Genomic DNA, 24,885 nt, shown 5'->3' on the forward strand with positions numbered 1-24,885 from the left:
CTCGTGCTACTCGTCCGAGGGCGCCTCACCCTCGTCCGTGCCGAGGATCGCGACGTCGTCCTCGGCGGTCTCGTCCACGGCCACGTCGCCGTCGACTTCCTCCGCCTCGCGTCCCGCCTCGGCGTTGCGAGCGATGCCGACCACGGCATCGCGCTTGCCCAGGTTGATCAGTTGGACGCCCATGGTGTCACGGCCCGTCTCCCTGACCTCATTGACTCGCGTACGAATCACACCGCCCGAGAGCGTGATGGCGAGGATCTCGTCGTTCTCCTCGACAATCAGCGCGCCCACGAGCGATCCGCGGTCCTCGACGATCTTGGCGGCCTTGATACCCAGGCCGCCGCGGCCCTGGACGCGGTACTCGTCGACACGGGTGCGCTTCGCGTACCCGCCGTCGGTGGCAGTGAACACGAACGTACCGGGTCGAACAACATTCATCGAGAGCAGCTCGTCTCCCTCGCGGAAACTCATGCCCTTGACGCCCGAGGTCGCACGGCCCATGGGGCGCAATGTGTCGTCGGACGCGGTGAACCTGATCGACTGCGCCTTCCTGCTGACCAGCAGCAGATCGTCGTCGGCCGAGACGAGTTCGGCTCCGATCAGTTCGTCGTCGGATCCGTCCTGCTGCTCCCGCAGATTGATGGCGATGACTCCGCCGGAGCGCGGCGAGTCGTAGTCCTTCAGCGGGGTCTTCTTGACCAGACCGGCCTTGGTGGCGAGCACCAGGTAGGGCGCCGCGTCGTAGTCGCGGATCGCGAGGATCTCGGCGATCGCCTCGTCCGGCTGGAAGGCCAGCAGGTTCGCCACGTGCTGCCCGCGCGCGTCCCGGCCGGCGTCCGGAAGCTCGTAGGCCTTGGCCCTGTAGACCCGGCCCTTGTTGGTGAAGAACAGCAGCCAGTGGTGCGTGGTGGAGACGAAGAAGTGGTCGACGATGTCGTCCTCCTTCAGCTTCGCGCCGCGCACGCCCTTGCCGCCGCGCTTCTGGGCGCGGTAGTCGTCGGTCTTGGTCCGCTTGACGTAGCCGCCGCGGGTGACCGTGACGACGATGTCCTCCTCGGCGATCAGGTCCTCGATGGACATGTCGCCCTCGTACGGGATCAGCTTCGTCTGGCGGTCGTCGCCGTACTTCTCGACGATCGCGGCCAGCTCCGCGCTGACGATCCCGCGCTGACGGACCGGCGAGGCGAGGATCTCGGTGTACTCGTTGATCTTCGCCTGGAGTTCGTCGTGCTCCTGGACGATCTTCCGGCGCTCCAGGGCGGCCAGCCGGCGCAGCTGCATCTCGAGGATGGCGTTGGCCTGGATCTCGTCGATCTCCAGGAGGCTCATCAGGCCCCCGCGCGCGATCTCGACGGTCTCGCTGCGCCGGATCAGCGCGATGACCTCGTCGATGGCGTCCAGGGCCTTCAGCAGACCGCGCAGGATGTGGGCGCGCTCCTCGGCCTTGCGCAGCCGGAAGCGGGTCCGGCGCACGATGACCTCGATCTGGTGCGTCACCCAGTGGCGGATGAACGCGTCCAGGGACAGGGTGCGCGGCACGCCGTCGACCAGCGCCAGCATGTTGGCGCCGAAGTTGGTCTGCAGGTCGGTGTGCTTGTAGAGGTTGTTCAGCACGACCTTGGCGACCGCGTCGCGCTTGAGGACGATGACCAGGCGCTGCCCCGTGCGGGACGACGTCTCGTCGCGGACGTCCGCGATGCCGCCGATCTTGCCGTCCTTCACCAGGTCGGCGATCTTCTGCGCGAGGTTGTCGGGGTTGACCTGGTAGGGCAGCTCCGTGACCACCAGGCACTGGCGGTTCTGGATCTCCTCGACCTCGACGACCGCCCGCATGGTGATGGAGCCGCGGCCGGTGCGGTACGCCTCCTCGATGCCCTTGCGGCCCACCACGAGGGCGCCGGTCGGGAAGTCGGGGCCCTTGATGCGCTCCATGAGCGCGTCCAGCAGCTCCTCGTGCGACGCCTCGGGGTTCTCCAGGTACCACTGGGCGCCGGCCGCGACCTCGCGCAGGTTGTGCGGCGGGATGTTGGTCGCCATGCCGACCGCGATACCGGCCGAGCCGTTGATCAGCAGGTTCGGGAAGCGGGCCGGCAGGACGGTCGGCTCCTGGGAGCGGCCGTCGTAGTTGTCCGTGAAGTCGACGGTCTCCTCGTCGATGTCACGGACCATCTCCATGGACAGCGGCGCCATCTTGCACTCGGTGTAGCGCATGGCCGCCGCCGGGTCGTTGCCCGGGGAGCCGAAGTTGCCGTTGGAGTCCACCAGCGGCATCCGCATCGACCACGGCTGGGCGAGGCGCACCAGGGCGTCGTAGATCGAGGAGTCGCCGTGCGGGTGGTAGTTGCCCATGACGTCGCCGACGACACGGGCGCACTTGTAGAAGCCGCGCTCGGGGCGGTAGCCGCCGTCGTACATGGCGTACAGGACACGGCGGTGGACGGGCTTGAGACCGTCGCGGACGTCGGGCAGCGCACGGGACACGATGACGGACATCGCGTAGTCGAGGTACGAGCGCTGCATCTCCGTCTCGAGCCCGACGGGCTCGACGCGCATCGCGAGTTCGCCGCCCTCTTCAGGGGTGACAGGAGTGTTGTCGTCGGCCATTGCTGGTGAGGATCCTTCCTGGTGCGGTCAGCTGAGACCGACTCAGATGTCGAGGAAGCGGACGTCCTTGGCGTTGCGCTGGATGAACTGGCGGCGGGCCTCGACGTCCTCGCCCATCAGGACCGAGAACAGGTCGTCGGCCTGGGCGGCGTCGTCGAGGGTGACCTGGCCGAGAACCCGGTGCTCCTGGTCCATGGTGGTCACGCGCAGCTCCTCGGCGTTCATCTCGCCGAGACCCTTGAAGCGCTGGATCGAGTCCTCCCGGACCCGCTTGCCGCGCTGGCGGCCCATCTCGATCAGCGCGTCGCGCTCGCGGTCCGAGTAGGCGTACTCGATGTCGTCCCGGCCCCACTTGATCTTGTACAGCGGAGGGCGGGAGAGGTACACGTGCCCGGCCTCGACCAGCGGCCGCATGAAGCGGAACAGGAAGGTCAGCAGCAGGGTGCTGATGTGCTGGCCGTCGACGTCGGCGTCCGCCATCAGGATGATCTTGTGATAGCGGAGCTTCGCGATGTCGAAGTCCTCGTGCACACCCGTGCCGAAGGCGGAGATCAGCGCCTGGATCTCCTGGTTCTGCAGGATCTTGTCGATCCGGGCCTTCTCGACGTTGAGGATCTTGCCGCGGATCGGGAGGATCGCCTGGTACTCCGGGTTGCGGCCGGACTTGGCCGAGCCGCCGGCGGAGTCACCCTCGACGATGAAGATCTCGCACTTGGTCGGGTCGTTGGACTGGCAGTCAGACAGCTTGCCCGGCAGGGACGCCGACTCCAGCAGGCCCTTGCGGCGGGTGAGGTCGCGGGCCTTGCGGGCCGCCACGCGCGCGGTGGCCGCCTGGATGCCCTTGCGGATGATGTCCGCGGCCTCGACCGGGTTGCGGTCCAGCCAGTCGTTGAGGTGCTCGTAGACCGCCCGCTGCACGAAGGTCTTCGCCTCCGTGTTGCCCAGCTTGGTCTTGGTCTGGCCCTCGAACTGCGGCTCGCTCAGCTTGACCGAGATGATCGCGGTCAGACCCTCGCGGATGTCGTCACCGGTGAGGTTGTCGTCCTTCTCGCGCAGCAGCTTCTTGTCGCGCGCGTACTTGTTGATCAGCGAGGTCAGGGCCGCGCGGAAGCCCTCCTCGTGCGTGCCGCCCTCGTGGGTGTGGATGATGTTGGCGAAGGAGTACACACCCTCGCTGTAGCCGCTGTTCCACTGGAGCGCGACCTCGAGGGAGAGGTTCTTGTCCTTGTCCTCGGCCTCCAGGTCGATCACCGTGGGGTGCACGACCTCCCCCTTGCGGGAGTTGAGGTACTTCACGAAGTCGACGATGCCGCCCTCGTAGTGGTACGAGACGGACTTGACCTCGTCCTTCACGTCCGCGCCGGCCTCGTCCGCCCCGGTGGTGGCCTTCGCCGACTCGCGCTCGTCGGTGAGCCGGATGGTCAGGCCCTTGTTGAGGAACGCCATCTCCTGGAAGCGCCGCGACAGCGTCTCGAAGGAGTAGTCGGTGGTCTCGAAGATCTCCGGGTCGGCCCAGAAGGTGACCGAGGTGCCGGTCTCCTCGATCTCCTCGTGCTTGGCCAGCGGCGCCGTCGGGACGCCCATCTTGTAGTCCTGCGTCCAGCGGTACCCGTCGGTCCTGACCTCGACGGACACCTTGGTCGACAGGGCGTTCACGACGGAGACGCCGACACCGTGCAGACCGCCGGAGACGGCGTACCCGCCGCCGCCGAACTTGCCGCCGGCGTGCAGCACGGTCAGCACGACCTCGACGGCCGGCTTGCCCTCGGAGGGCACGATGCCCACCGGGATGCCGCGGCCGTTGTCGACGACCCGTACACCGCCGTCGGCGAGGATCGTCACGTCGATCGTGTCCGCGTGCCCGGCCAGCGCCTCGTCGACGGAGTTGTCGACGACCTCCTGCACCAGGTGGTGCAGACCGCGCTCACCGGTGGAGCCGATGTACATACCGGGTCGCTTGCGGACCGCGTCCAGCCCCTCGAGGACGGTGATCGCGGTGGCGTCGTACGAGGAGGCCGTGACCTCGCCGTTCGAGGAGGCGGCCTCGTTCACGCCGGCGTCGGTGGACGGGATGTTCTCGTTGGGGTTGCCGGAATCGGCCACGAAGCGCCCTTTCTGGCACAGCACGAGCCGGGCTCGTCGGCGGGTTGCCGGAGCGGCTGCGGCATGTTGCGTTGGTCAGCCTTGATCAGCGTTGCTCAGCTTTTCCCGGACGGTCCCCACGTTTGGGGCGGGATTGCCTTCCAGTCTACCGGTAGCGCCGACAGTGATGGGGGTTTGCCGGTACCTGAGTCCGCATGTGGCGCCCTGAACCGGTCTCCGCCGGGTCCCGATATACGGATGGGGTCTCCAAGAGGCTCACAGCGGCACTCAGCGCTTCGGGACGTCAACCCATCGCTACTCAAGGGTCAGGTCGGGATCAGCAAGCGCGTACAGGCGTACGACGGACCCCTGTCCGAAGCCCGCCTGACCGCGCCGTACGGCCCGCCACGGGGACGTGATGTGATGTCTGTCACCCGTAGGTGTCGCCCGGTCCCGTGCTCCCCGGAGCGCGCAGCGGGCCGTAGCGGCGGGCGGAGCCGCCGGGTCCGAACACCTTGATCAACCGGACGGCGCCGTGCCCGAGATCCTCGTTGAGACGGGCGACCAGCGTCGGCGCGAGCAGCCGCAGATTCGTCGCCCAGGCCGTCGAGTCGCAGCGGACGGTCAGCACCCGCTCGTCCTCGTCGTACCGCTCCGGTACGCAGTGCTTGGCCACGTCCGCGCCGACGATCTGCGGCCACCGCCCCATCACACCGCCGACCGCGGCCGGGGTCTCCCAGCCGCGCTCGGTGATCAGCCGGTTGATCGCCGAACCGAGCGCCATCGGATCGCGGCCGTCGGCGCGCGCGCCGGAGCGCAGACCACCGCGCCGCGCCTGCTTCTTCTGTTGCGCCGCGTCGCCCCGCGCGCGTGCCGCCTCCTTGGCCGCCCTCAGCGCCACCCGCGCGAGGTCGACGCCGGAAGGCTCGGGGTTCTTCCGGGGGCCCGGCTCGTCCGTGCTCACGCCCGCTCCACCGTCCCCTCGGCGACGGCGAACCGCGTCCCCTCCAGGACGTGCGGAACGTCGTCGTCGACCGCGGCGGTCACCAGGACCTGCTCGCCGGGCGCGACCAGCTCCGCCAGCCGCTCGCGCCGGCGCGCGTCCAGCTCGGCGAAGACGTCGTCGAGGATCAGCACCGGCTCGTTGCCCTCCGCGCGCAGCAGGTCGTAGGAGGCCAGGCGCAGCGCCAGCGCGTAGGACCAGGACTCGCCGTGCGAGGCGTACCCCTTGGCGGGCAGCTGACCGAGCTTGAGCACCAGATCGTCCCGATGCGGTCCCACCAGGGTCACCCCGCGCTCGATCTCCTGCTTGCGGGCCTCGGCGAGCGCGGCCGTCAGCTGCTCGTAGAGGGCCTCGCGGGTGTGCGCCTCGCCGGGCGCGGACGGCTTGTACTCCAGCGCCACGGGGCCCCCGCCGGGCGCGAGCTGCTCGTACGCCTTGTCGGCGAGCGGCTGGATCGCCGCGATCAGGTCCAGGCGCCGGGCGAGCAGTTCGGCGCCCGCGCGCGCGAGGTGCTGGTCCCACACGTCCAGCGTGGACAGGTCCATGGAGCGGCCGCCGTGCCGGCGGGCCAGCGCGGCCGACTTCAGCAGGGTGTTGCGCTGCTTGAGGACCCGCTCGTAGTCCGACCGCACGCCCGCCATGCGCGGGGAGCGGGCGGTGATCAGCTCGTCGAGGAAGCGGCGGCGCTCGCCGGGGTCGCCCTTCACCAGGGCGAGGTCCTCGGGCGCGAACAGCACGGTGCGTACGATGCCGAGCACGTCCCGCGGCCTGACCTGCGAGGACCTGTTGATGCGGGCGCGGTTGGCGCGGCCCGGGTTGATCTCCAGCTCGACCAGCTGCTGCCGGTCGCCCTGCCGGACCTGCGCCCGGACGACCGCGCGCTCGGCGCCCATGCGGACCAGGGGGGCGTCGGAGGCGACGCGGTGACTGCCGAGGGTGGCGAGGTAGCCGACGGCCTCGACGAGGTTCGTCTTGCCCTGGCCGTTGGGGCCCACGAACGCGGTGACGCCTGGGTCCAGCGGGACCTCCACCCGGGCGTACGAGCGGAAGTCGGCCAGCGAAAGATGCGTGACGTGCATGGTCGTTCGCCGACCTCCCCCAACGTGGTGGTGCTTCGGTTTCCCCGGTCCGTCCACCGCCTGTGGACGGACCGGACCGCTCCCGAGAGGTGCCAGGGCGGGCACCCCCAGGGTGTGGACTACTTCTTCTCTACCGCGTGCCCGCCGAACTGGTTGCGCAGCGCGGCGATCATCTTCATCTGCGGCGAGTCCTCCTGACGGGAGGAGAACCGCGCGAAGAGCGAGGCCGTGATCGCGGGCAGCGGCACGGCGTTGTCGATGGCGGCCTCCACGGTCCACCGGCCCTCGCCGGAGTCCTGTGCGCGACCCCGCAGCCGCTCCAGGTGCTCGTCCTCGTCGAGGGCGTTCACCGCCAGGTCGAGCAGCCAGGAGCGGATGACGGTGCCCTCCTGCCAGGAACGGAAGACCTCGCGGACGTCCGTGACGGAGTCGACCTTCTCCAGCAGCTCCCAGCCCTCGGCGTAGGCCTGCATCATGGCGTACTCGATGCCGTTGTGGACCATCTTCGCGAAGTGGCCCGCGCCGACCTTGCCGGCGTGCACCGAACCGAAGTCGCCCTCGGGCTTCAGCGCGTCGAAGACCGGCTGGACCTTCGCGACGTTCTCGGCGTCGCCGCCGTACATCAGCGCGTAGCCGTTCTCCAGGCCCCAGACGCCGCCGGAGACGCCGCAGTCGACGAAGCCGATGCCCTTGGCCGCCAGCTCCCCGGCGTGCTTCTCGTCGTCGGTCCAGCGGGAGTTCCCGCCGTCCACGACCACGTCACCGGGCTCCAGCAGCTCGCCGAGCCGGTCGATCGTGTGCTGGGTGGGGTCGCCGGCCGGGACCATCACCCAGACCACTCGGGGGCCCTCGAGCTTGCCCACCAGCTCTTCCAGGCTGTGGACGTCCGCGAGGTCGGGGTTGCGGTCGTATCCGATGACGATGTGGCCCGCGCGGCGTATCCGCTCGCGCATGTTGCCGCCCATCTTGCCGAGGCCGACGAGACCGAGCTCCATCAGTTGCGTTCCTTAGGTGTCACGACGTGGCGTTGCGGCACTTCCGTGCCCGCGTCCGAGCCTAAACCCGGACGCTCGCGCACATCCGTGGGCATACGCGCTCATACGTACGCCCCGGCCCGCGGCTTCACCCACCGCGCCGTCCACAGATCCGCGCGGCCTGTGGACCACCGCGCCGCCGCCCCGTGCGGGCGCGGGCGTCAGCCGCTCAGGCGCACCGGCATGATCAGGTACTTGTAGGCCTCGTCCGCCTCCGCGTCCACCGCCGGCTTGCCGCTCAGCAGCGCGGGCTTGGTGGACGTCGTGAAGGAGAGCTGGGCCACCGGGGAGTCGATGGCGCTCAGGCCGTCCAGCAGGAACGTCGGGTTGAAGGCGATGGAGATGTCGTCGCCCTCGAGCTGTGCGTCGACCCTTTCCACAGCCTGTGCGTCGTCGCTGGAGCCGGCCTCCAGGATGAGCACGCCCTGCTCGAAGCTCAGCCGCACCGGGGTGTTGCGCTCGGCCACCAGGGCCACGCGCTTGACGGCCTCCACGAAGGGGGCGGTCTCGATGGTGGCGACCGAGTTGAACTCCGTCGGGAACAGCGTGCGGTACTTCGGGAGGTCGCCCTCCAGCAGACGCGTGGTCGTGCGCCGCCCGGCGCCCTCGAAACCGATCAGGCCCTCGCCCGCACCCGAGCCGGAGAGCGCCAGGATGACGCTGTCACCGCTGGTCAGCGCCTTGGCGGTGTCCAGCAGGGTCTTGGCGGGCACCAGGGCGACCGCGGAGGCGTCCGGGTTCTCCGGCTTCCACAGGAACTCGCGGACCGCGAAGCGGTAGCGGTCGGTGGAGGCAAGCGTGACCGTGTCGCCCTCGATCTCGATGCGGACACCGGTGAGCACGGGCAGCGTGTCGTCGCGGCCGGCGGCGATCGCGACCTGCTGTACCGCGGAGGCGAAGACCTCGCCGGGGACCGTGCCCGTCGCGTTGGGCATCTGCGGGAGCGACGGGTACTCCTCCACCGGCAGGGTGTGGAGGGTGAAGCGGGAGGAGCCGCAGACCACCGTCGCCCGTACACCGTCGGTGGAGATCTCCACCGGGCGGTTGGGGAGGGCGCGGGAGATGTCGGCGAGCAGGCGGCCGGAGACGAGCACCGTGCCCTCCTCCTCGACCTCGGCCTCGACGGACACGCGTGCGGAGACCTCGTAGTCGAAGCTCGACAGGCTCAGCTGGCCGTCCTCGGCCTTCAGCAGCAGGCCGGCGAGGACAGGCGCCGGCGGACGGGCCGGAAGGCTGCGTGCCGCCCAGGCCACTGCCTCCGCGAGTACGTCGCGTTCCACCCGGATCTTCACCGTAAGCCGCCTCCTGCTGTTGCTACTGAGTCCTCCGACTCGGTGTCACCGCCCACAGCGACGGGAAGGACACCGGGGACCAGTCTGACGCACCGCACTGACAGTAGGCGCCTGTCGGGGTCAAGTCGCTCCGAGGGGCGGTCGGGGCTCCGGGCTCGAGTTGTGCACAGGACCCGCTTCGAAACGGATTCCATGCTCTCTCTAGTTGGGAGTAGTAGTAGGGGCTGTGGATACCGTGGATAACCACGTTTTCCCAGCTCAGCGCGGATATTTTATCCACGTCCCCTGTGGGCGGAGCCCGTGGACAACTCAGCGGTTCTGTGGAGAACGGGAAGTTCTGCACACCTCGCCCACAGCCCGAGGGCAGTTCTCCCCAGGTGTGTCCCCAGGTTTACCCCCGTTTCCCACACCCCGCTGCGGCACCTTCGTGTGACGCCTTTCACTCGGCGCGGTGATCCGGTGCGTCGCGTTGCCGAACAGTGGACAGGGATGTGGAGAAGCCGCCGATCACTGGGGACAACCGGCCCTCTCCTGTGGGAAGCCCGTGGACAACTTCGTGCACACCCTGTGGATCAATTCGTCGTCCACAGTCTGTGGAGATCGTTCGTCCACGATTCCACAGGCTGCTGAGCTGGGCGGATGGTCTGCCGACAGCGCAGCCTGTGGATGCGATCTGGACAACTTCGCGGTCCCCAGCGTGTGGACGCAAGAAAGTCGCCGAATCTGTGGAGGGCGACCGTAACCCGGCCCGGATTCGAACAGACGAAGGCGAGCTCGGGAAGCCGGGAGACGGCTGGAGAGACGGCCGAGGGCGCCCCAGGGGCTTCCCCGGGGCGCCCTCGGTGGCGCGTGTGGCGGCAGGCTTGGCGGCGCGCGTGTGCCGGCAGGGCGTGGCGACGCGTTTGCCGGCAGGCGTGTGGCGGCTTGCGTGCGGCCGCTCGCAAGTGGCCGCAGGCGGGTGGCGCGTGTGGCGGCCGTCAGCCGTTCTTGATGCGGTTGGTCAGCTCGGTGACCTGGTTGTAGATGGACCGCCGCTCCGCCATCAGCGCGCGGATCTTGCGGTCGGCGTGCATCACCGTCGTGTGGTCGCGGCCGCCGAACTGCGCGCCGATCTTCGGCAGCGAGAGGTCGGTCAGCTCACGGCACAGGTACATGGCGATCTGGCGTGCCGTCACCAGGGCGCGGCCGCGCGAGGTCCCGCACAGGTCCTCGACGGTGAGCCCGAAGTAGTCGGCCGTCGACGCCATGATGGCCGTCGCCGTGATCTCCGGGGCGCTGTCCTCTCCGCCGGGGATCAGGTCCTTGAGGACGATCTCCGTCAGGCCGAGGTCCACCGGCTGCCGGTTGAGCGAGGCGAACGCCGTCACCCGGATCAGCGCGCCCTCCAGCTCGCGGATGTTGCGCGAGATCCGGGAGGCGATGAACTCCAGCACCTCCGGCGGGGCGTTGAGCTGCTCCTGCACCGCCTTCTTGCGCAGGATCGCGATGCGGGTCTCCAGCTCGGGCGGCTGGACGTCGGTGATCAGGCCCCACTCGAAGCGGTTGCGCAGCCGGTCCTCCAGCGTCACCAGCTGCTTGGGCGGCCGGTCGGAGGACAGCACGATCTGCTTGTTGGCGTTGTGGAGCGTGTTGAAGGTGTGGAAGAACTCCTCCTGCGTCGACTCCTTGTCCGCGAGGAACTGGATGTCGTCGACGAGCAGGATGTCCATCTCGCGGTAGCGCTTGCGGAAGCTGTCGCCCTTGCCGTCGCGAATGGAGTTGATGAACTCGTTGGTGAACTCCTCCGAGCTCACGTACCGCACGCGCGTGCCCGGGTAGAGGCTGCGGGCGTAGTGCCCGATCGCGTGCAGCAGATGGGTCTTGCCGAGCCCGGACTCCCCGTAGATGAACAGAGGGTTGTACGCCTTCGCGGGTGCCTCGGCGACGGCGACCGCGGCCGCGTGCGCGAACCGGTTGGAGGCGCCGATGACGAAGGTGTCGAAGAGGTACTTCGGGTTCAGCCGGGCGGTCGGCTCGCCGGGCCCGGTGGCCGGGGCGGGCTGCGCGGCCAGCGGGCCGGGGGCGCCGGTGGTCGGCAGGTTCGGGCCCACCGGGCCGCCGCGGTGCACGTGACCGGAGCCGGCCGGCGGCTCCGGCAGGTTGCGGCGGCCGGGGTCGCGCTGGTCGTAGTCGCCGCGCGAGGGCTCGTACTCGGAGCGCTGCTGGTCGTACGACGGGCGGTCCATCGGCTGCGGACGGTAGTCCTGGGACGGCGAGTAGGAGTCCTGCTTGCCGTACGCGTCCTGCCGGTCGTAGGAGTCCTGGCCGCCGTACGTGTCCTGCCGGTCGTACGAGTCCTGCTTGCCGTAGGAGTCCTGCCGGTCGTACGAGTCCTGCTTGCCGTACGTGTCGCGTGAGGGCGACGCGTACGGGTCCCGCTCGGGGAAGCCGAGTCGCTGCTGCTGCCAGCCGTGGTCGTCCTGCGCCGGGCGCGGCCAGGCGCCGGGCTCGGGGCGCCGATAGTCGGCGTACTCGGAGGGGTAGGCGGGGCGGGCGGTCGGCAGCGGGTCGCCGCCCTCGCCCGGCTGCGGGCGCGGGAGCGGCAGCGGCTCGCCCGGGTGCTGGTCGCCGCGGGCGGAGCGGTGGCCCGGGCCGTGGTTGTCGGCCCGGTGCCGGCCGTAGCCCTCGTACCCGCCCTGGCCTTGGCCGGCGGGCAGTTCCTGGTCCTCGTAGCGCGGGGCGGCGGGCGCCTGCGGCTGGGGCTCGCCGACGGAGCTGTCCACCGTGATCGCGATACGGATCGGGCGGCCGCACTCACGGCTCAGCGTCTCGCTGACGACCGGGGCGAGACGGCCCTCGAGCACGCCCTTGGCGAATTCGTTGGGAACGGCGAGCAGGGCGGTGTCGGCGACCAGCGCCAGCGGCTGGCAGCGTCGGATCCAGTGCTCGTCCTTGACCTCGACGCCCTGTCCGCGGCCCTCACCGAGGAGCTGATCGAGTACTCGTGGCCATACTGCGGCAAGATCGGCAGGTACGTCAGCCACAGGGCACGCTCTCTCACAGGTCCCACGAACGTGTGGTTGCGGGACGGGTCGGGATGTAAATCGGGTGGCGCGGGGGACAAGGGAACGAATCGGAGTCCAGTCACGGTAGTCAGCGCGACGGGTACGGTTCAAGTTGTTGTCCCCAGGCTGTGGACAGTGTCCCTTGCCGGCCGCCGGTTTGACCGGATGGCGTAGCCCCGCGTACCGTAACCAGGTCGAGTTGTCGATGGCTGCTGCCGCCTGCCTCCGAAGGGCACAGGTCACGTCAGGTGATCGGTAAGCGGTGCACTCGGGCGTAACTGCGAGCTACTCGTGGGCGCACGGTGACAGCCAGGACGGCACCCCGCCACTACCCGAACCTTTCTGGAGCCCCCGAGTGAGCAAGCGCACCTTCCAGCCGAACAACCGTCGTCGCGCGAAGACCCACGGCTTCCGGCTGCGTATGCGCACCCGTGCCGGCCGCGCGATCCTCGCGTCCCGCCGTAGCAAGGGTCGCGCCCGTCTGTCCGCCTGATCCCGATCAGGTCATGACATCGTGCTGCCCACCGAGAACCGGCTGAGGCGGCGCGAGGACTTCGCGACCGCGGTACGACGGGGGCGCCGGGCCGGCCGCCCGCTCCTCGTCGTCCATCTTCGTAGCGGTGCAACGGACCCGCACGCGCCTGGGGAGAGCGCTCCCCCGACGCGTGCGGGTTTCGTCGTGAGCAAAGCGGTGGGTGGAGCGGTCGTGCGCAACAAGGTGAAGCGCAGGCTTCGCCATCTGATGCGCGACCGAGTCGCTCTGCTGCCCCCCGGTAGCCTGGTAGTCGTACGAGCGCTGCCCGGTGCGGGTGACGCCGAGCACGCACAACTGGCCCGAGACCTGGATGCCGCCCTTCAGCGGCTGCTAGGAGGGGGCGCGCGATGAAGTACCCGCTGCTGGCGCTGATCAAGCTGTACCAGTGGACCATCAGCCCCTTGCTCGGGCCGGTGTGCAAGTACTACCCGTCGTGTTCCCACTACGGCTACACGGCCATCGACCGGCATGGTGCGATCAAGGGAACGGCACTGACCGCCTGGCGCATCCTGCGATGCAATCCGTGGTCGCTGGGCGGTGTGGACCATGTCCCGCCGCGCAAGCGCCCGCGGTGGCACGAAATGCTGCGCAACGCCTGGAGCGCACGCAAGGGCGGGCCCTCCGCCGCCGAAACGGCCACCGACAGGGAGATCCCTTCGAGCCCGGCCGCAGAGACACCGTCCCATGCCCAAGGAGCATGATTAGTGGACACGATTGCCAGCTTCTTCAGCTTCATCACGACACCGGTTTCCTGGGTCATCGTCCAGTTCCACTCGGTGTACGGGACGATCTTCGGTCCGGACACGGGGTGGGCCTGGGGCCTGTCCATCGTGTCCCTCGTGGTTCTGATCCGTATCTGCCTGATCCCGCTCTTCGTGAAGCAGATCAAGGCGACGCGGGCGATGCAGACGCTCCAGCCCGAGATGAAGAAGATCCAGGAGCGCTACAAGAACGACAAGCAGCGCCAGTCCGAAGAGATGATGAAGCTGTACAAGGAGTCGGGTACCAACCCGCTCTCCTCGTGCCTTCCCATCCTGGCGCAGTCGCCGTTCTTCTTCGCCCTGTACCACGTGCTCAACGCCATCGCGACGGGCAAGACGATCGGCGTCATCAACGAGTCGCTGCTGGCCAGCGCCCGTAACGCGCACATCTTCGGTGCCCCGCTCGCCGCGAAGTTCACGGACGGCGCGGACAAGGTCGCCTCGCTGAACGCCTCGATCACGGACGTCCGGGTCGTCACCGCGGTCATGATCGTCCTGATGTCGGCGTCGCAGTTCTACACGCAGCGCCAGCTGATGACGAAGAACGTCGACACCACGGTGAAGACGCCGTTCATGCAGCAGCAGAAGATGCTGATGTACGTCTTCCCGGTCATGTTCGCCGTCTTCGGCATCAACTTCCCGGTCGGTGTCCTCGTCTACTGGCTGACCACCAACGTGTGGACCATGGGCCAGCAGATGTACGTCATCCACAACAACCCGACCCCGGGTTCCAAGGCCCAGGCCGCGTACCTGGAGCGCCTGCACAAGCACGTCACCCACCACGGCAAGGCCCGTAACCGCCGCGAGCGCGCCATCGTGAAGGCGATCGTCGCCAAGGGCCGCGACCGCAACGAGTTCGAGCGCAAGTTCGTCAACGGTCTGAACAAGGCGGGCCTGGCGGCCCAGGCCGACGGCAGCGTGGTGAAGAGCGAGGGTGCCGCCTCCGCGCAGGCCGCGGACGGTACGGCGATCACCGCCACCGCCACCGAGACGGCCCCCCGGCGCCAGCAGCCCAAGCGGCAGACCAAGGCCCAGCGCCAGTCGGGTACGGCGAAGCCGGCCGGTGAGACCACGCCGTCCACCTCGCTCAGCAAGTCCGACCAGCCCCAGGACGACGCGCCCGCCGCTGCCGAGCAGGCTTCCGCGAAGCCCGGCAACAGCACTCGCAGCAGGGCCCAGTCCGGTCAGCGCAAGGGTCCGCAGCGCCCCAAGTCCCCGTCCAAGAAGTAAGAAGGAGCCCATCCCGTGACGGAAGGCACCACCTCCGCCGCTGCCGAGGGCGCAGACGCCCTGACCCACCTGGAGCAGGAGGGCGAGATCGCGGCGGACTACCTCGAGGGTCTGCTGGACATCGCCGACCTCGACGGCGACATCGACATGGACGTCGAGGCCGACCGCGCGTCCGTCTCGATCATCAGCGAGGCCGGCAGCCGCGACTTGCAGAAGCTGGTCGGGCGTGACGGCGAGGTACTGGAGGCCCTGCAGGAGCTCACGCGCCTGGCCGTGCACCGGGAGACCGGCGACCGCAGCCGCCTGATGCTGGACATCGACGGCTACCGCGCCAAGAAGCGGTCGGAGCTGTCCGAGCTGGGTGCGAAGGCCGCGGCCGAGGTCAAGAGCAGCGGTGAGCCCGTGAAGATGAAGCCGATGACCCCGTTCGAGCGCAAGGTCGTGCACGACGCGGTCAAGGCCGCGGGGCTGCGCAGCGAGTCCGAGGGCGAGGAGCCGCAGCGCTTCGTCGTCGTGCTTCCCGCCTGAGCGGTTCCCCGTTCGACCGGCCCCGTCTGTTGCGCAGGCGGGGCCGAACTTTGTCGGGCTGTTCCGGCGTATCGCCACCGGACCGCCCCCGCACCCCCGTCAGCCTGATCCCGCAGGCTGACGCATCCTGGTAGCCCTGGTGGTCAGCGCGCAGAGCGCTCTTGCGTACGGAAGGACGGTCACCCCGTGACGGAGGCAGTGGAGCTTCCCCCCGCGCCCGAGCAGGCGCGCGAGGTCTTCGGTGAGCGCTACGCGGATGCGGTGCGCTACGCGGAGCTGCTCGCGGAGGCGGGTGTGGAGCGAGGGCTCATCGGCCCGCGGGAGGTGCCCCGCCTGTGGGAGCGGCACCTGCTGAACTGCGCGGTGCTCTCCGAGGTCGTGCCCGAGGGGGTGACCGTGTGTGATGTGGGCTCGGGTGCCGGCCTGCCCGGCGTTCCCCTGGCGCTCGTCCGCGAGGACCTCAAGATCACGCTGTTGGAGCCGTTGCTGCGGCGCACCAACTTCCTCAACGAGGTTGTCGAGCTTCTGGGGCTGGACCATGTCACCGTCGTCCGCGGCCGTGCGGAGGAGGTCATGGGCAAGCTGCCGCCGGTCCATGTGGTGACGGCCCGAGCGGTGGCCCCTCTGGACCGTCTGGCGACCTGGGGCATCCCGCTGCTGCGGCCCTACGGCGAGATGCTCGCGCTCAAGGGCGACACCGCAGAAGAGGAGCTGAAGAGCGCCGCGGCCGCGCTGAGCAAGCTCGGCGCGGTGGAGACGTCCATCCTGCATGTGGGTCAGGGCATCGTGGATCCCCTGTCGACCGTGGTGCGGGTCGAGGTCGGCGAGAGCCCGGGCGGTGTGCGCTTCGCGGCGAAGCGCGCGAAGGCGGCCCGTACCGGGCGGACGCGCCGGCGCCGGTAGTTCGGTCTGTCGACCGGCGGTACTCCACACAAGCTGCCCCACCCGCTCATGCCGGAGTGTCGCGACAATTCGGCCACGGCTGCTGTGCATCGTGTTTCACGTGAAACGTCGCTCACTGCTGCACGGCATCATCAACCGTGGCCGCGTCGCGGCCCAACCCCGCGACCGACAGTCGCGCGGTTCACTCGGAGAGGGTGCGGAGTTGTCCACAGAGGTGGATTTCTCCACAGAACGCCAGGCCTCACTGGTTCATGACCCCGAAGGCATGGGAGGCTCTGTTCATTGCGAGCCTGAAGTCGAGGAGAGTGAATCCGTGCGGTCCGACGCCAACATCGCGGGACCGATGACCGATCCGGTCCCCGGTCCCCGTACCGAATCGATGGGGGAGGATGTTTCACGTGAAACACCGCCCCCGATGGACGACACTCCCATCGGTCGTGCTGCCCAACTGGCGGTCGAGGCTCTGGGCCGCGCCGGCGAGGGTCTTCCTCGGCCCGACCAGACCCGGGTCATGGTGGTCGCCAACCAGAAGGGCGGGGTGGGCAAGACGACGACGACCGTCAATCTTGCCGCGTCCCTGGCTCTGCACGGGGCCCGTGTCCTGGTGATCGACCTCGACCCTCAGGGCAACGCGTCCACCGCGCTGGGGATCGATCACCACGCCGAAGTTCCCTCCATCTATGACGTATTGGTGGAGAGCAAGCCACTCGCGGACGTCGTCCAGCCCGTTCCCGACGTGGAGGGCCTCTTCTGTGCCCCGGCCACCATCGATCTCGCCGGTGCGGAGATCGAGTTGGTGTCCCTGGTGGCGCGCGAGAGCCGGCTCCAGCGGGCGATCCAGGCGTATGAGCAGCCGCTGGACTACGTCCTCATCGACTGCCCGCCCTCACTCGGCCTCCTCACCGTCAACGCGCTCGTGGCCGGGCAGGAAGTCCTCATCCCGATCCAGTGCGAGTACTACGCGCTGGAGGGCCTGGGCCAACTGCTGCGCAATGTCGACCTGGTACGGGGGCACCTCAACCCCACCCTGCATGTGTCGACCATCCTGCTCACCATGTACGACGGCCGGACGCGTCTTGCGTCCCAGGTCGCGGAGGAGGTGCGCAGCCACTTCGGCGACGAGGTCCTGCGGACGAGCATTCCCCGCTCCGTCCGTATCTCGGAGGCGCCGAGCTACGGGCAGACGGTGCTGACTTACGATCCAGGATCGAGCGGTGCCCTCTCGTATCTTGAGGCGGCACGAGAAATCGCGCTGAAGGGTGTCGGCGTCCAGTACGACGCGACGCACGCCCACATCGGCGCCCAGAACGACCCGAGCATGGTGGAGGGGATGCAGTGAGCGAGCGACGGAGGGGGTTGGGCCGTGGTCTAGGCGCGCTGATCCCCGCTGCCCCGACTGGAGAGCGGACGTCGACTCCCCCGGCGGTGGGGGGTCCGGCTTCCCCGGCCCCGGCGGCCTCGGCGGCACTGACGGGCGACCGCGGACTTACCGCGGCGAACCTGGCCACGCTGCCGAAGGTTTCACGTGAAACAGAGGAAGGGGTGACGGTCGACGCCCCGGAGACGCCCGCGCCGCCGGTGGGTGCCCACTTCGCCGAGATCCCTCTGGACTCCATCACGCCGAACCCGCGCCAGCCGCGCGAGGTGTTCGACGACGACGCCCTGGCCGAGCTCGTCACCTCCATCAAGGAGGTCGGTCTCCTCCAGCCCGTCGTCGTACGGCAGCTCGCTTCGGGGCGCTACGAGCTCATCATGGGCGAGCGGCGCTGGCGGGCCTGCCGCAAGGCGGAGCTGGAGGCCATCCCGGCAATCGTGCGCGCCACCGACGACGAGAAGCTCCTTCTCGACGCTCTGCTGGAGAACCTCCACCGGGCGCAGCTGAACCCGCTGGAAGAGGCGGCCGCCTACGACCAGCTGCTGAAGGACTTCAACTGCACCCACGACCAGTTGGCGGACCGGATCGGGCGTTCTCGCCCGCAGGTCTCCAACACCCTGCGGTTGCTGAAGCTCTCGCCGGCCGTGCAGCGCCGGGTCGCCGCCGGGGTTCTGTCCGCCGGTCATGCTCGGGCGCTGCTCTCCGTCGAGGACTCGGAGGAACAGGACCGGCTGGCCCACCGGATCGTGGCCGAGGGACTGTCGGTGCGAGCCGTCGAGGAGATCGTGACCCTCATGGGGTCGCGGCCGCAGACCGGCCCGCGTTCCAAGGGCCCGCGGGCCGGCGCCCGGGTCTCCCCGGCGCTGTCCGATCTCGCCACCCGGCTGTCCGATCGGTTCGAGACGCGGGTGAAGGTCGACCTGGGGCAGAAGAAGGGCAAGATCACGGTCGAGTTCGCCTCCATGGAGGATCTGGAGAGGATTCTCGGCTCGCTGGCCCCGGGTGAGGGGCCGGTCCTGCAGAGGAGCCTGCTGGACGGTGGGCCGGAGGAAGAGGACGACTGACGCCCCTCCCCTTTGACGAAGGGGTTTCGGCTCGGCCGATCGACAGAGTCGGGCCGCGTCCGGCATGCACCGGAACACGGCCCGCACTTTGCTTTCAGACGGTATCGAGGCGATCGCAGGGTGGATACGATGCTGGGACAGGGCGCATCACCCGGCGGCACCTCTGACGGGGAGGCGGAGGCCATGCGAACGGTGAGCCGCACCGGACTCGTGGGGGCGGGTCTGGGGCTGGGTGCGGTCGGCGGGTTCGTGGGCAGTCTGCTCAGGGAACGCAGTGTTCTGGCAGCCGCTCGTGACACCGCCGGCGAAGGAAGCGAGGAACAGCCTCCATGGGCCGCAGGCTCGTACCGCTCACGCTGGACAACCTTCAGGATCTTCCCCGGCGCTGTCGCGCGTGTGTCTTCTGGGAGTTGGACCCCGTCAGCGGCGAAGCCGCGGTGAAGGCGGGGACACCCGCACTGGAGAAGGAATCCTGGATCTCCGCCGTCCTGCTCGACTGGGGCTCCTGCGGCCGGGTCGTGTATGTCGACGACGTTCCCGTGGGGTTCGTGCTCTACGCTCCCCCCGCCTATGTGCCGCGCTCCACGGCGTTTCCGACGAGTCCTGTCTCCCCGGACGCGGTGCAGTTGATGACCGGCTTCATCATGCCGGGCCACCAGGGTCAGGGACTGGGGCGTGTGATGGTGCAGACGGTCGCCAAGGACCTGCTGCGGCGGGGCTTCAAGGCGATCGAGGCGTTCGGCGACGCCCGCTGGAAGGAACCCGCCTGCATATTGCCGGCCGACCATCTGCTGGCGGTGGGCTTCAAGACGGTACGGCACCACCCCACTCATCCACGGCTGCGGCTGGAGCTCAGATCGACGCTTTCCTGGAAGGAAGACGTGGAGATGGCGATCGACCGGCTGCTGGGGGCCGTGCAGAAGGAACCGGCGCTCCGTCCGCTCTAGGGCTGTCCGGCGGATCATGCCGCAGACGCGGGGTCTGGCCCGCCCTCCCCCAAGCTCTTCGAGCAGGGGGTGCCCCCAGCGGCGTTGTCGTCGGTTGCCGACTCCCCCAAGCTCCCGGCTTCGCTCGAGCAGGGGGGACCCCCATCGCGTCGACGCCCTCCTCCGCCTTGCAGCTGGACGCCCCAGAACCCGCTCACCTGCGCTGATGACGCGCCGTTGCCTCTCTGCGACTTGATCCGCCGGACAGGCCCTAAGCCTGAAACGACCGGGGTGCCGCCGGCCTGTGGGCCGGGTCACGGAAAGCGAAGGGGCCGACCCCGGCGGGTCGGCCCCTTCGTGTTTCACGTGAAACGTCACTCGGCGATGAAGTCCTCGAGGTCGCGGACGATCGCGGCCTTCGGCTTCGCCCCGACGATGGTCTTGGCGACCTCGCCGTTCTGGTAGACGTTCAGGGTCGGGATGGACATGACGCCGTACTTGGCGGCCGTACCCGGGTTCTCGTCGATGTTGAGCTTGACGACCTCGATCTTGTCGCCGTACTCGCTGGCGATCGCCTCGAGGGACGGAGCGATCTGGCGGCAGGGACCGCACCAGGCGGCCCAGAAGTCCACCAGGACGGGCTTGTCGCTCTTGAGGACGTCCTGCTCGAAGCTGTCGTCGGTCACGTTCTTCAGGGTGCCGGCCACGGCGGGCTCCTTAACTGGTTCGGGCGGTGGTGTGGTTGGGAGTCTCAGACGGTGGTCTTCTCGGGCTCGGCCTTCTGCTCGTTGTCCGCGAGGACGGCGAGGAAGCGCTCGGCGTCGAGGGCGGCGGAGCAGCCGGTGCCGGCCGCGGTGATCGCCTGACGGTAGGTGTGGTCGACCACGTCTCCGGCGCCGAAGACCCCGGTGAGGTTGGTGCGGGTGGATGGGGCGTCGACCTTGAGGTAACCCTCTTCGTCCAGGTCGAGCTGGCCCTTGAAGAGTTCCGTGCGCGGGTCGTGCCCGATCGCGATGAACAGGCCCGTCACCGGCAGGTCCGAGAGCTCGTCCGTCTTGAGGTTGCGCAGCTTCAGGCCGGAGAGCTTCTGCTCGCCCTGGATCTCGGCCACCTCGCTGTCCCAGATGAACTTGATCTTCGGGTCGGCGAAGGCGCGCTCCTGCATCGCCTTGGAAGCGCGCAGCGTGTCGCGGCGGTGGACGACCGTCACGGACTTGGCGAAGCGCGAGAGGAAGGTGGCCTCCTCCATCGCGGTGTCGCCACCGCCGATCACGGCGATGTCCTGGTCCCTGAAGAAGAAGCCGTCGCAGGTGGCGCACCAGGAGACACCGCGGCCGGAGAAGGCGTCCTCGTTGGGCAGGCCGAGCTTGCGGTGCTGCGAGCCGGTGGCGACGATGACAGCCTTGGCCCGGTGCACCGTGCCCGAGGTGTCGGTGACGGTCTTGATCTCACCGGTCAGGTCGACGGAGACGATGTCGTCCGGGACCAGCTCGGCACCGAAGCGCTCGGCCTGGGCGCGCATGTTGTCCATGAGGTCGGGGCCCATGATGCCGTCGCGGAAGCCCGGGAAGTTCTCCACGTCGGTGGTGTTCATCAGCGCACCGCCGGCGGTGACGGCGCCCTCGAAGACCAGTGGCTTCAGCGACGCGCGCGCGGTGTAGAGCGCCGCTGTGTAGCCTGCGGGCCCGGAGCCGATGATGATCACGTTACGGACGTCGCTCACGGCTTGATTCCTCGTCTCTGGACTGTGTCGTACGGCCGGTGGGAGCCTCTCTCACAGCTCTCACCCCACCCAACGGATCCTACGGGGCGCGCATTCCCGGCGTGGCCGGGCACACGGAGGCGCGTCACCATACGGGATACCACGCAGCGCGTGGACCAGGCGTGGGCGCTCAGCTCAGGAACGCGTGTAGGAACGCTTCAGCAGTACCTTCGCCGCCGTCGCGGGGTGGTGGACGCAGGTGGCGTCGACGACATAGGCCGTGACCCGTGTGCTCTCGCCGGAGGCGTCGGGCAGCACGACCAGAAAGGCGTCCTTGCCGGCGTAGGTGCCTTGCTGGGCGGCGAGCGCCGTGTCCTCGCGTGCGATGCCCTGCTGGACGCACGGGGGGACCGAGACGGTGGGCTGGGTCTTGAGGACCCGCGGCCGATCGGTGTCCGGGGCGGAATCCACGCCGAAGCTGTGCGGGGCGCGCGTGTCGCCCTGCTGCTTCTGAGCCTTGGTGAGGAGGTCCGAGACCCGGCTCTCCAGCGTCCCCTCGGCGAAGGTGTCCGCGGAGGCGGTCGGCCGACCGTGCGCGGTGGTGTCGGAGCCGCTGCCGTCGTGCAGGGAGGCCAGCACCACGGACGCGACGCCCAGGACGGCGAGCGTGCACACGGACCCCAGGACGGCGATCCTGCGGCGCCCGTGCCGCGTACGGGTCTTGCGACCCGGGCCGGTGGTGGAGGCGCGGGGGTGGCCCATGGGGCGGTCCACTGTCGATGTTTCACGTGAAACATGCGCGCCGTCACCGGCATCGGTCTCGGGGCGGGAGGTGCCCACAGCGGCAGGTGTGTCCGTGGCCTCGGGCTCGTCCGTGACCGCGGCGGCCGTGGCGCTGAGCAGAGCCTCGGCGGCGAGCGCGGCGTCGATACGGCCCGCGACGTCGTCGGGCATACGGGGCGGGCCCGGCAGTGTGCCGAGCAGGCCGCGGATCTCCTCCAGGGACGTGTAGACGTCGGCGCACAGGGCGCAGGCGTCCAGGTGCCGCCGGAGGTCCGTGCTGCGGGACGGTGTCAGCAGGCCTTCGGTGAGGTCGGAGATCTCGGTGACGTCCGGGTGCCCGGCCCTGTCCGTCGTGGATGTCACGCTCGCCCACCTCCGCCCTTCACAGCAGTCGAATCGTCCGGCCCCGCGCCCTGTGGACCCGTGTCCAGAGGGTGCGCTGCCGGTGGGACGGATGTTCCCTGCACCCGGTTCCGTCCTCTGTCCGGTTCCTTTTCCTCTCCCGTGCCTTCCGCCGCGCCTCCCGGCCGCAGATGGGTGAGCAGCGGCAGGAGCCGGGCTCTGCCCCGGGCGCAGCGGCTCTTCACCGTCCCGGTCGGCACGTCGAGGATCCGGGCGGCCTCGGCCACGGGGTAGCCCTGCATGTCCACGAGGACCAGAGCGGCCCGCTGGTCGGCCGGGAGGGTGCCCAGCGCCTCGATGAGCTGCCGCTGGACGTCGTTACGCTCGGCGGGCGCGGAGGCCGACTCGTGCGGCTCCAGCAACTGCTCCAGGCGCTCGGTGTCGTCCACCGGCGAGGTCTTCCGTGAGGCGGCCTTGCGGGCGCGGTCCAGGCAGGCGTTCACCGTGATCCGGTGCAGCCAGGTCGTGACGGCCGACCGGCCGCGGAAGGTGTGTGCGGCCCGGTAGGCGGAGACGAAGGCGTCCTGGACGGCGTCGGCGGCCTCCTCGCGGTCCCTCAGCGTCCGCAGGGCGACGGCCCAGAGACGGTCGCGGTGTCGCCGTACGAGCTCACCGAAGGCGTCGGGGTCGCCCTCCACATGGCGGGACAGGAGGTCCTGATCGCTCAGGTCGCCGTGAGCGCTGCCCTCTGCCATCCGACCCCCTCCCCCTCGGTGAGACGTCAGCCCGTGAACTTCACTTCGGTGATGGCCTGCTTGTAGCCGGCGCCGGTGTACGCGCTCGCGTCCGCGCCGGAGTACGGCACGGCGGTGAGCCAGACGAGGACGTACCGCGTCTTCACCGGCTTGAGGATCTTCACCGTGGCGGTGTTCCCGCTCGTCCTGGCCGTGCCGAGCCGCTGCGCGGGGCTCATCGACGCCGACGCGAGCGAGTCGGACGCGTACAGCTCGACCGTCGTGTGATCGCCCGCGTAGCGCAGACCGATGGACGCGGTGGAGAGTCCGTGCGGCGAGCCGAGGTCGTAGACGATGCCGACGCCCGGCTTGTAGGGCGCGAGGGCCGGACCGTCTATGAAGGTGTTGGTCTTCCAGAACGTCGAGTTGTCCCCGTCATGGGTCCTGCCGACGTCACCGGGGTGCTGGGCGTCGCCCTTGACGACGTACTCCTGGGCGCCCTGGATCGCGATCGGCCTGACCGGCTTCGGCTGCTTGCCGTCCTTGCCGCTGCCGTCCGTCGTCTGGGTCTGGTTGCCGTTGTCGGAGTTGCCGCCCTGGTCCATCAGGGCGTCCGCGAGCTGCCAGCTGCCCAGGCCGAGGGCGGCGATGAGGAGGGCCGAGACGGCCCACTTCAGCACCTTGCCGGTGCGGCTCTGCAGCGGGGGCGGCGGCGGGGCCACCGCCTGCGTTACACCGTGATGCGGCGTCGTACGCCCGTAGGAGCCCTGCTGGTAGGCCGTGTGCTGGTACTCCGGCGGGGCGGCGAACGAGGGCTCCGGCGGGCGGATGCGCGGCATCTCGCCGATCGCCTTCACCAGTTCCTCCGGCGTGGTGCACGGGGACTCGTGGCGGGAGGCGGTGGCGCCGTTGTTGGCGAGGGCACGCATGGCGAGTTCGGACAGGCCGCGGTGCACCCCGGCCCGCACCTGGTCGGGCGGGATGAGGCCGACGTCCTTGGGCAGGCCGGACAGACCGTAGGCGTCGCTCTCGTACGGCCAGCGCTGAGTCAGCGCCGCGTACAACAGGGCGCCGATCGACTCGGTGTCGGTGCGCTGCGGGGTGTCGGAGCTGACGCCGCGCAGCGCCGCGTTCACGGCGAGGCCGCGGATGCGCCACTGGCCCGAGGAGGTGCGCAGCACCGCGTTGGGGTTCAGCCGCAGATGCGCGAGGCCCTCGCGGTGCGCGGCGGCCATGGCGGAGGCGACCTGGCTGACCAACTGGTAGGCGTCGTGCGGCTCCATGGGCCCGGCGGACAGCAGGGGGGTCAGTTCTACGGCGTCGGGCAGCCATTCGTGGACCACGTAGACGACGTCGTTCTCCTCGACGGCGTCCAGGACCTGGACGAAGCGCGGGTCGCCCAGCAGGGCCGAGGAGCGGGCCGCGGCCAGCACGGAGCGGGCGCGCGTGTGGTCCGCGGGCAGGATGTGGACGCCGACGGCGCGGCGGAGCTTCTCGTCCACCGCTCGCCAACTGCTGAACCCGTCCAGACGGGTGACGCACTCTTCGAGGCGGTAGCGACTGGCGAGCTTGTGACCGCTGTGCAGTTCGGGCGGTGAGGCCTTCTCTCCGGGACTCTCGGTCCCTCGGCTCCCCTGTGCCTCGTCGTTGTCCGTGTCCCGCTCCCCGTTCTGGGCCACCCCGTCGGCCGTGGCCTGGTCCGCCTTCGCGGTCAGCGGCTCGTCGCCGCTGTTCTCTGCCACGTCGACGGCAGCCGTGCTCCGTTCCGCCACCGTCGCTCCTGCCTCCCCATCCATTGCGCGCTGTCCGACGCCGAAACCAATTGTGCCCACAGTCCGCTGCTATGCACGACACACGGCCGCGG

At 69.4% G+C, this 24,885-nt stretch carries 21 protein-coding genes; 9 read left to right on the forward strand and 12 right to left on the reverse strand.

Features of this window, described 5'->3' with window-relative positions; all coding sequences use genetic code 11:
• Window positions 1–6: 6 nt before the first annotated feature.
• From gyrA to dnaA, 7 genes are all read right to left on the reverse strand, one after another.
• A complete protein-coding gene (gyrA, locus tag ACIQ9G_RS19455; protein WP_403610806.1) occupies window positions 7–2,604 on the reverse strand; it encodes a DNA gyrase subunit A in 2,598 nt (865 codons plus the stop codon).
• Window positions 2,605–2,646: 42 nt separating this feature from the next.
• Complete coding sequence (gene gyrB / locus ACIQ9G_RS19460; RefSeq protein WP_403610809.1) at window positions 2,647–4,707, reverse strand: DNA topoisomerase (ATP-hydrolyzing) subunit B; 2,061 nt, start codon at window positions 4,705–4,707, stop codon at window positions 2,647–2,649.
• Window positions 4,708–5,116: 409 nt separating this feature from the next.
• Window positions 5,117–5,650: a DciA family protein gene (locus tag ACIQ9G_RS19465; protein WP_356181444.1), complete on the reverse strand. Its 534-nt coding sequence runs from the start codon at window positions 5,648–5,650 to the stop codon at window positions 5,117–5,119.
• Window positions 5,647–6,768, reverse strand: a complete 1,122-nt coding sequence (recF, locus tag ACIQ9G_RS19470; RefSeq protein ID WP_403610812.1) for a DNA replication/repair protein RecF — start codon at window positions 6,766–6,768, stop codon at window positions 5,647–5,649. The genes ACIQ9G_RS19465 and recF overlap by 4 nt, the downstream gene beginning before the upstream one ends.
• Window positions 6,769–6,887: 119 nt before the next feature.
• On the reverse strand, window positions 6,888–7,763 hold the full coding sequence (gene gnd / locus ACIQ9G_RS19475) for a phosphogluconate dehydrogenase (NAD(+)-dependent, decarboxylating) (protein WP_403610815.1): 876 nt from the start codon (window positions 7,761–7,763) through the stop codon (window positions 6,888–6,890).
• 200 nt (window positions 7,764–7,963) lie between these two features.
• The gene (dnaN, locus tag ACIQ9G_RS19480) at window positions 7,964–9,094 is read right to left on the reverse strand and encodes a DNA polymerase III subunit beta (RefSeq protein WP_403610817.1); all 1,131 of its coding nucleotides are present in this window, start codon (window positions 9,092–9,094) and stop codon (window positions 7,964–7,966) included.
• A 977-nt stretch (window positions 9,095–10,071) separates the two neighbouring features.
• Entirely contained in the window at window positions 10,072–12,117 is a 2,046-nt protein-coding gene (gene dnaA, locus ACIQ9G_RS19485; protein WP_403610821.1) for a chromosomal replication initiator protein DnaA, read from the reverse strand.
• A gap of 376 nt (window positions 12,118–12,493) precedes the next feature.
• On the opposite strand from dnaA, the gene rpmH reads away from it, so the two are divergent.
• The 9 genes from rpmH to ACIQ9G_RS19530 all read left to right on the forward strand — a co-directional run bounded on the left by rpmH (window position 12,494) and on the right by ACIQ9G_RS19530 (window position 19,481).
• Entirely contained in the window at window positions 12,494–12,631 is a 138-nt protein-coding gene (gene rpmH, locus ACIQ9G_RS19490; RefSeq protein WP_003956500.1) for a 50S ribosomal protein L34, read from the forward strand.
• Between the two features lie 21 nt (window positions 12,632–12,652).
• Window positions 12,653–13,024 carry a ribonuclease P protein component gene (gene rnpA / locus ACIQ9G_RS19495; protein WP_356181429.1) on the forward strand — a complete coding sequence of 124 codons (372 nt, stop codon included), beginning with the start codon at window positions 12,653–12,655 and terminating at the stop codon, window positions 13,022–13,024.
• Complete coding sequence (yidD, locus tag ACIQ9G_RS19500; RefSeq protein WP_403610824.1) at window positions 13,021–13,374, forward strand: membrane protein insertion efficiency factor YidD; 354 nt, start codon at window positions 13,021–13,023, stop codon at window positions 13,372–13,374. The genes rnpA and yidD overlap by 4 nt, the downstream gene beginning before the upstream one ends.
• A gap of 3 nt (window positions 13,375–13,377) precedes the next feature.
• On the forward strand, window positions 13,378–14,664 hold the full coding sequence (yidC, locus tag ACIQ9G_RS19505; protein ID WP_403610827.1) for a membrane protein insertase YidC: 1,287 nt from the start codon (window positions 13,378–13,380) through the stop codon (window positions 14,662–14,664).
• A 15-nt stretch (window positions 14,665–14,679) separates the two neighbouring features.
• Window positions 14,680–15,192: a protein jag gene (locus ACIQ9G_RS19510; RefSeq protein WP_403610830.1), complete on the forward strand. Its 513-nt coding sequence runs from the start codon at window positions 14,680–14,682 to the stop codon at window positions 15,190–15,192.
• A 186-nt stretch (window positions 15,193–15,378) separates the two neighbouring features.
• Window positions 15,379–16,095, forward strand: coding sequence for a 16S rRNA (guanine(527)-N(7))-methyltransferase RsmG (rsmG, locus tag ACIQ9G_RS19515; RefSeq protein WP_403610832.1), 717 nt, complete (start codon window positions 15,379–15,381; stop codon window positions 16,093–16,095).
• Window positions 16,096–16,360: 265 nt separating this feature from the next.
• Window positions 16,361–17,434 (forward strand): ParA family protein, encoded by a 1,074-nt coding sequence (locus tag ACIQ9G_RS19520; protein WP_403611304.1) that lies wholly within the window; start codon window positions 16,361–16,363, stop codon window positions 17,432–17,434.
• On the forward strand, window positions 17,431–18,534 hold the full coding sequence (locus ACIQ9G_RS19525; protein WP_403610835.1) for a ParB/RepB/Spo0J family partition protein: 1,104 nt from the start codon (window positions 17,431–17,433) through the stop codon (window positions 18,532–18,534). The genes ACIQ9G_RS19520 and ACIQ9G_RS19525 overlap by 4 nt, the downstream gene beginning before the upstream one ends.
• Before the next feature lie 329 nt (window positions 18,535–18,863).
• Entirely contained in the window at window positions 18,864–19,481 is a 618-nt protein-coding gene (locus tag ACIQ9G_RS19530; RefSeq protein WP_403610837.1) for a GNAT family N-acetyltransferase, read from the forward strand.
• Window positions 19,482–19,834: 353 nt separating this feature from the next.
• Here the strand turns inward: ACIQ9G_RS19530 and trxA are convergent, their stop codons facing one another.
• The 5 genes from trxA to ACIQ9G_RS19555 all read right to left on the reverse strand — a co-directional run bounded on the left by trxA (window position 19,835) and on the right by ACIQ9G_RS19555 (window position 24,793).
• Window positions 19,835–20,167 carry a thioredoxin gene (gene trxA, locus ACIQ9G_RS19535; RefSeq protein ID WP_030049453.1) on the reverse strand — a complete coding sequence of 111 codons (333 nt, stop codon included), beginning with the start codon at window positions 20,165–20,167 and terminating at the stop codon, window positions 19,835–19,837.
• Window positions 20,168–20,211: 44 nt separating this feature from the next.
• Complete coding sequence (gene trxB, locus ACIQ9G_RS19540) at window positions 20,212–21,183, reverse strand: thioredoxin-disulfide reductase (protein WP_403610841.1); 972 nt, start codon at window positions 21,181–21,183, stop codon at window positions 20,212–20,214.
• Window positions 21,184–21,357: 174 nt separating this feature from the next.
• Window positions 21,358–22,308 carry a hypothetical protein gene (locus ACIQ9G_RS19545; RefSeq protein ID WP_403610844.1) on the reverse strand — a complete coding sequence of 317 codons (951 nt, stop codon included), beginning with the start codon at window positions 22,306–22,308 and terminating at the stop codon, window positions 21,358–21,360.
• Complete coding sequence (gene sigM, locus ACIQ9G_RS19550) at window positions 22,305–23,042, reverse strand: RNA polymerase sigma factor SigM (RefSeq protein ID WP_403610847.1); 738 nt, start codon at window positions 23,040–23,042, stop codon at window positions 22,305–22,307. The genes ACIQ9G_RS19545 and sigM overlap by 4 nt, the downstream gene beginning before the upstream one ends.
• A 26-nt stretch (window positions 23,043–23,068) precedes the next feature.
• Window positions 23,069–24,793 (reverse strand): protein kinase family protein, encoded by a 1,725-nt coding sequence (locus tag ACIQ9G_RS19555; RefSeq protein ID WP_403610849.1) that lies wholly within the window; start codon window positions 24,791–24,793, stop codon window positions 23,069–23,071.
• Window positions 24,794–24,885: the final 92 nt, after the last annotated feature.

This window comes from Streptomyces sp. NPDC096152, from assembly GCF_044763235.1.
GTDB lineage: Bacteria > Actinomycetota > Actinomycetes > Streptomycetales > Streptomycetaceae > Streptomyces.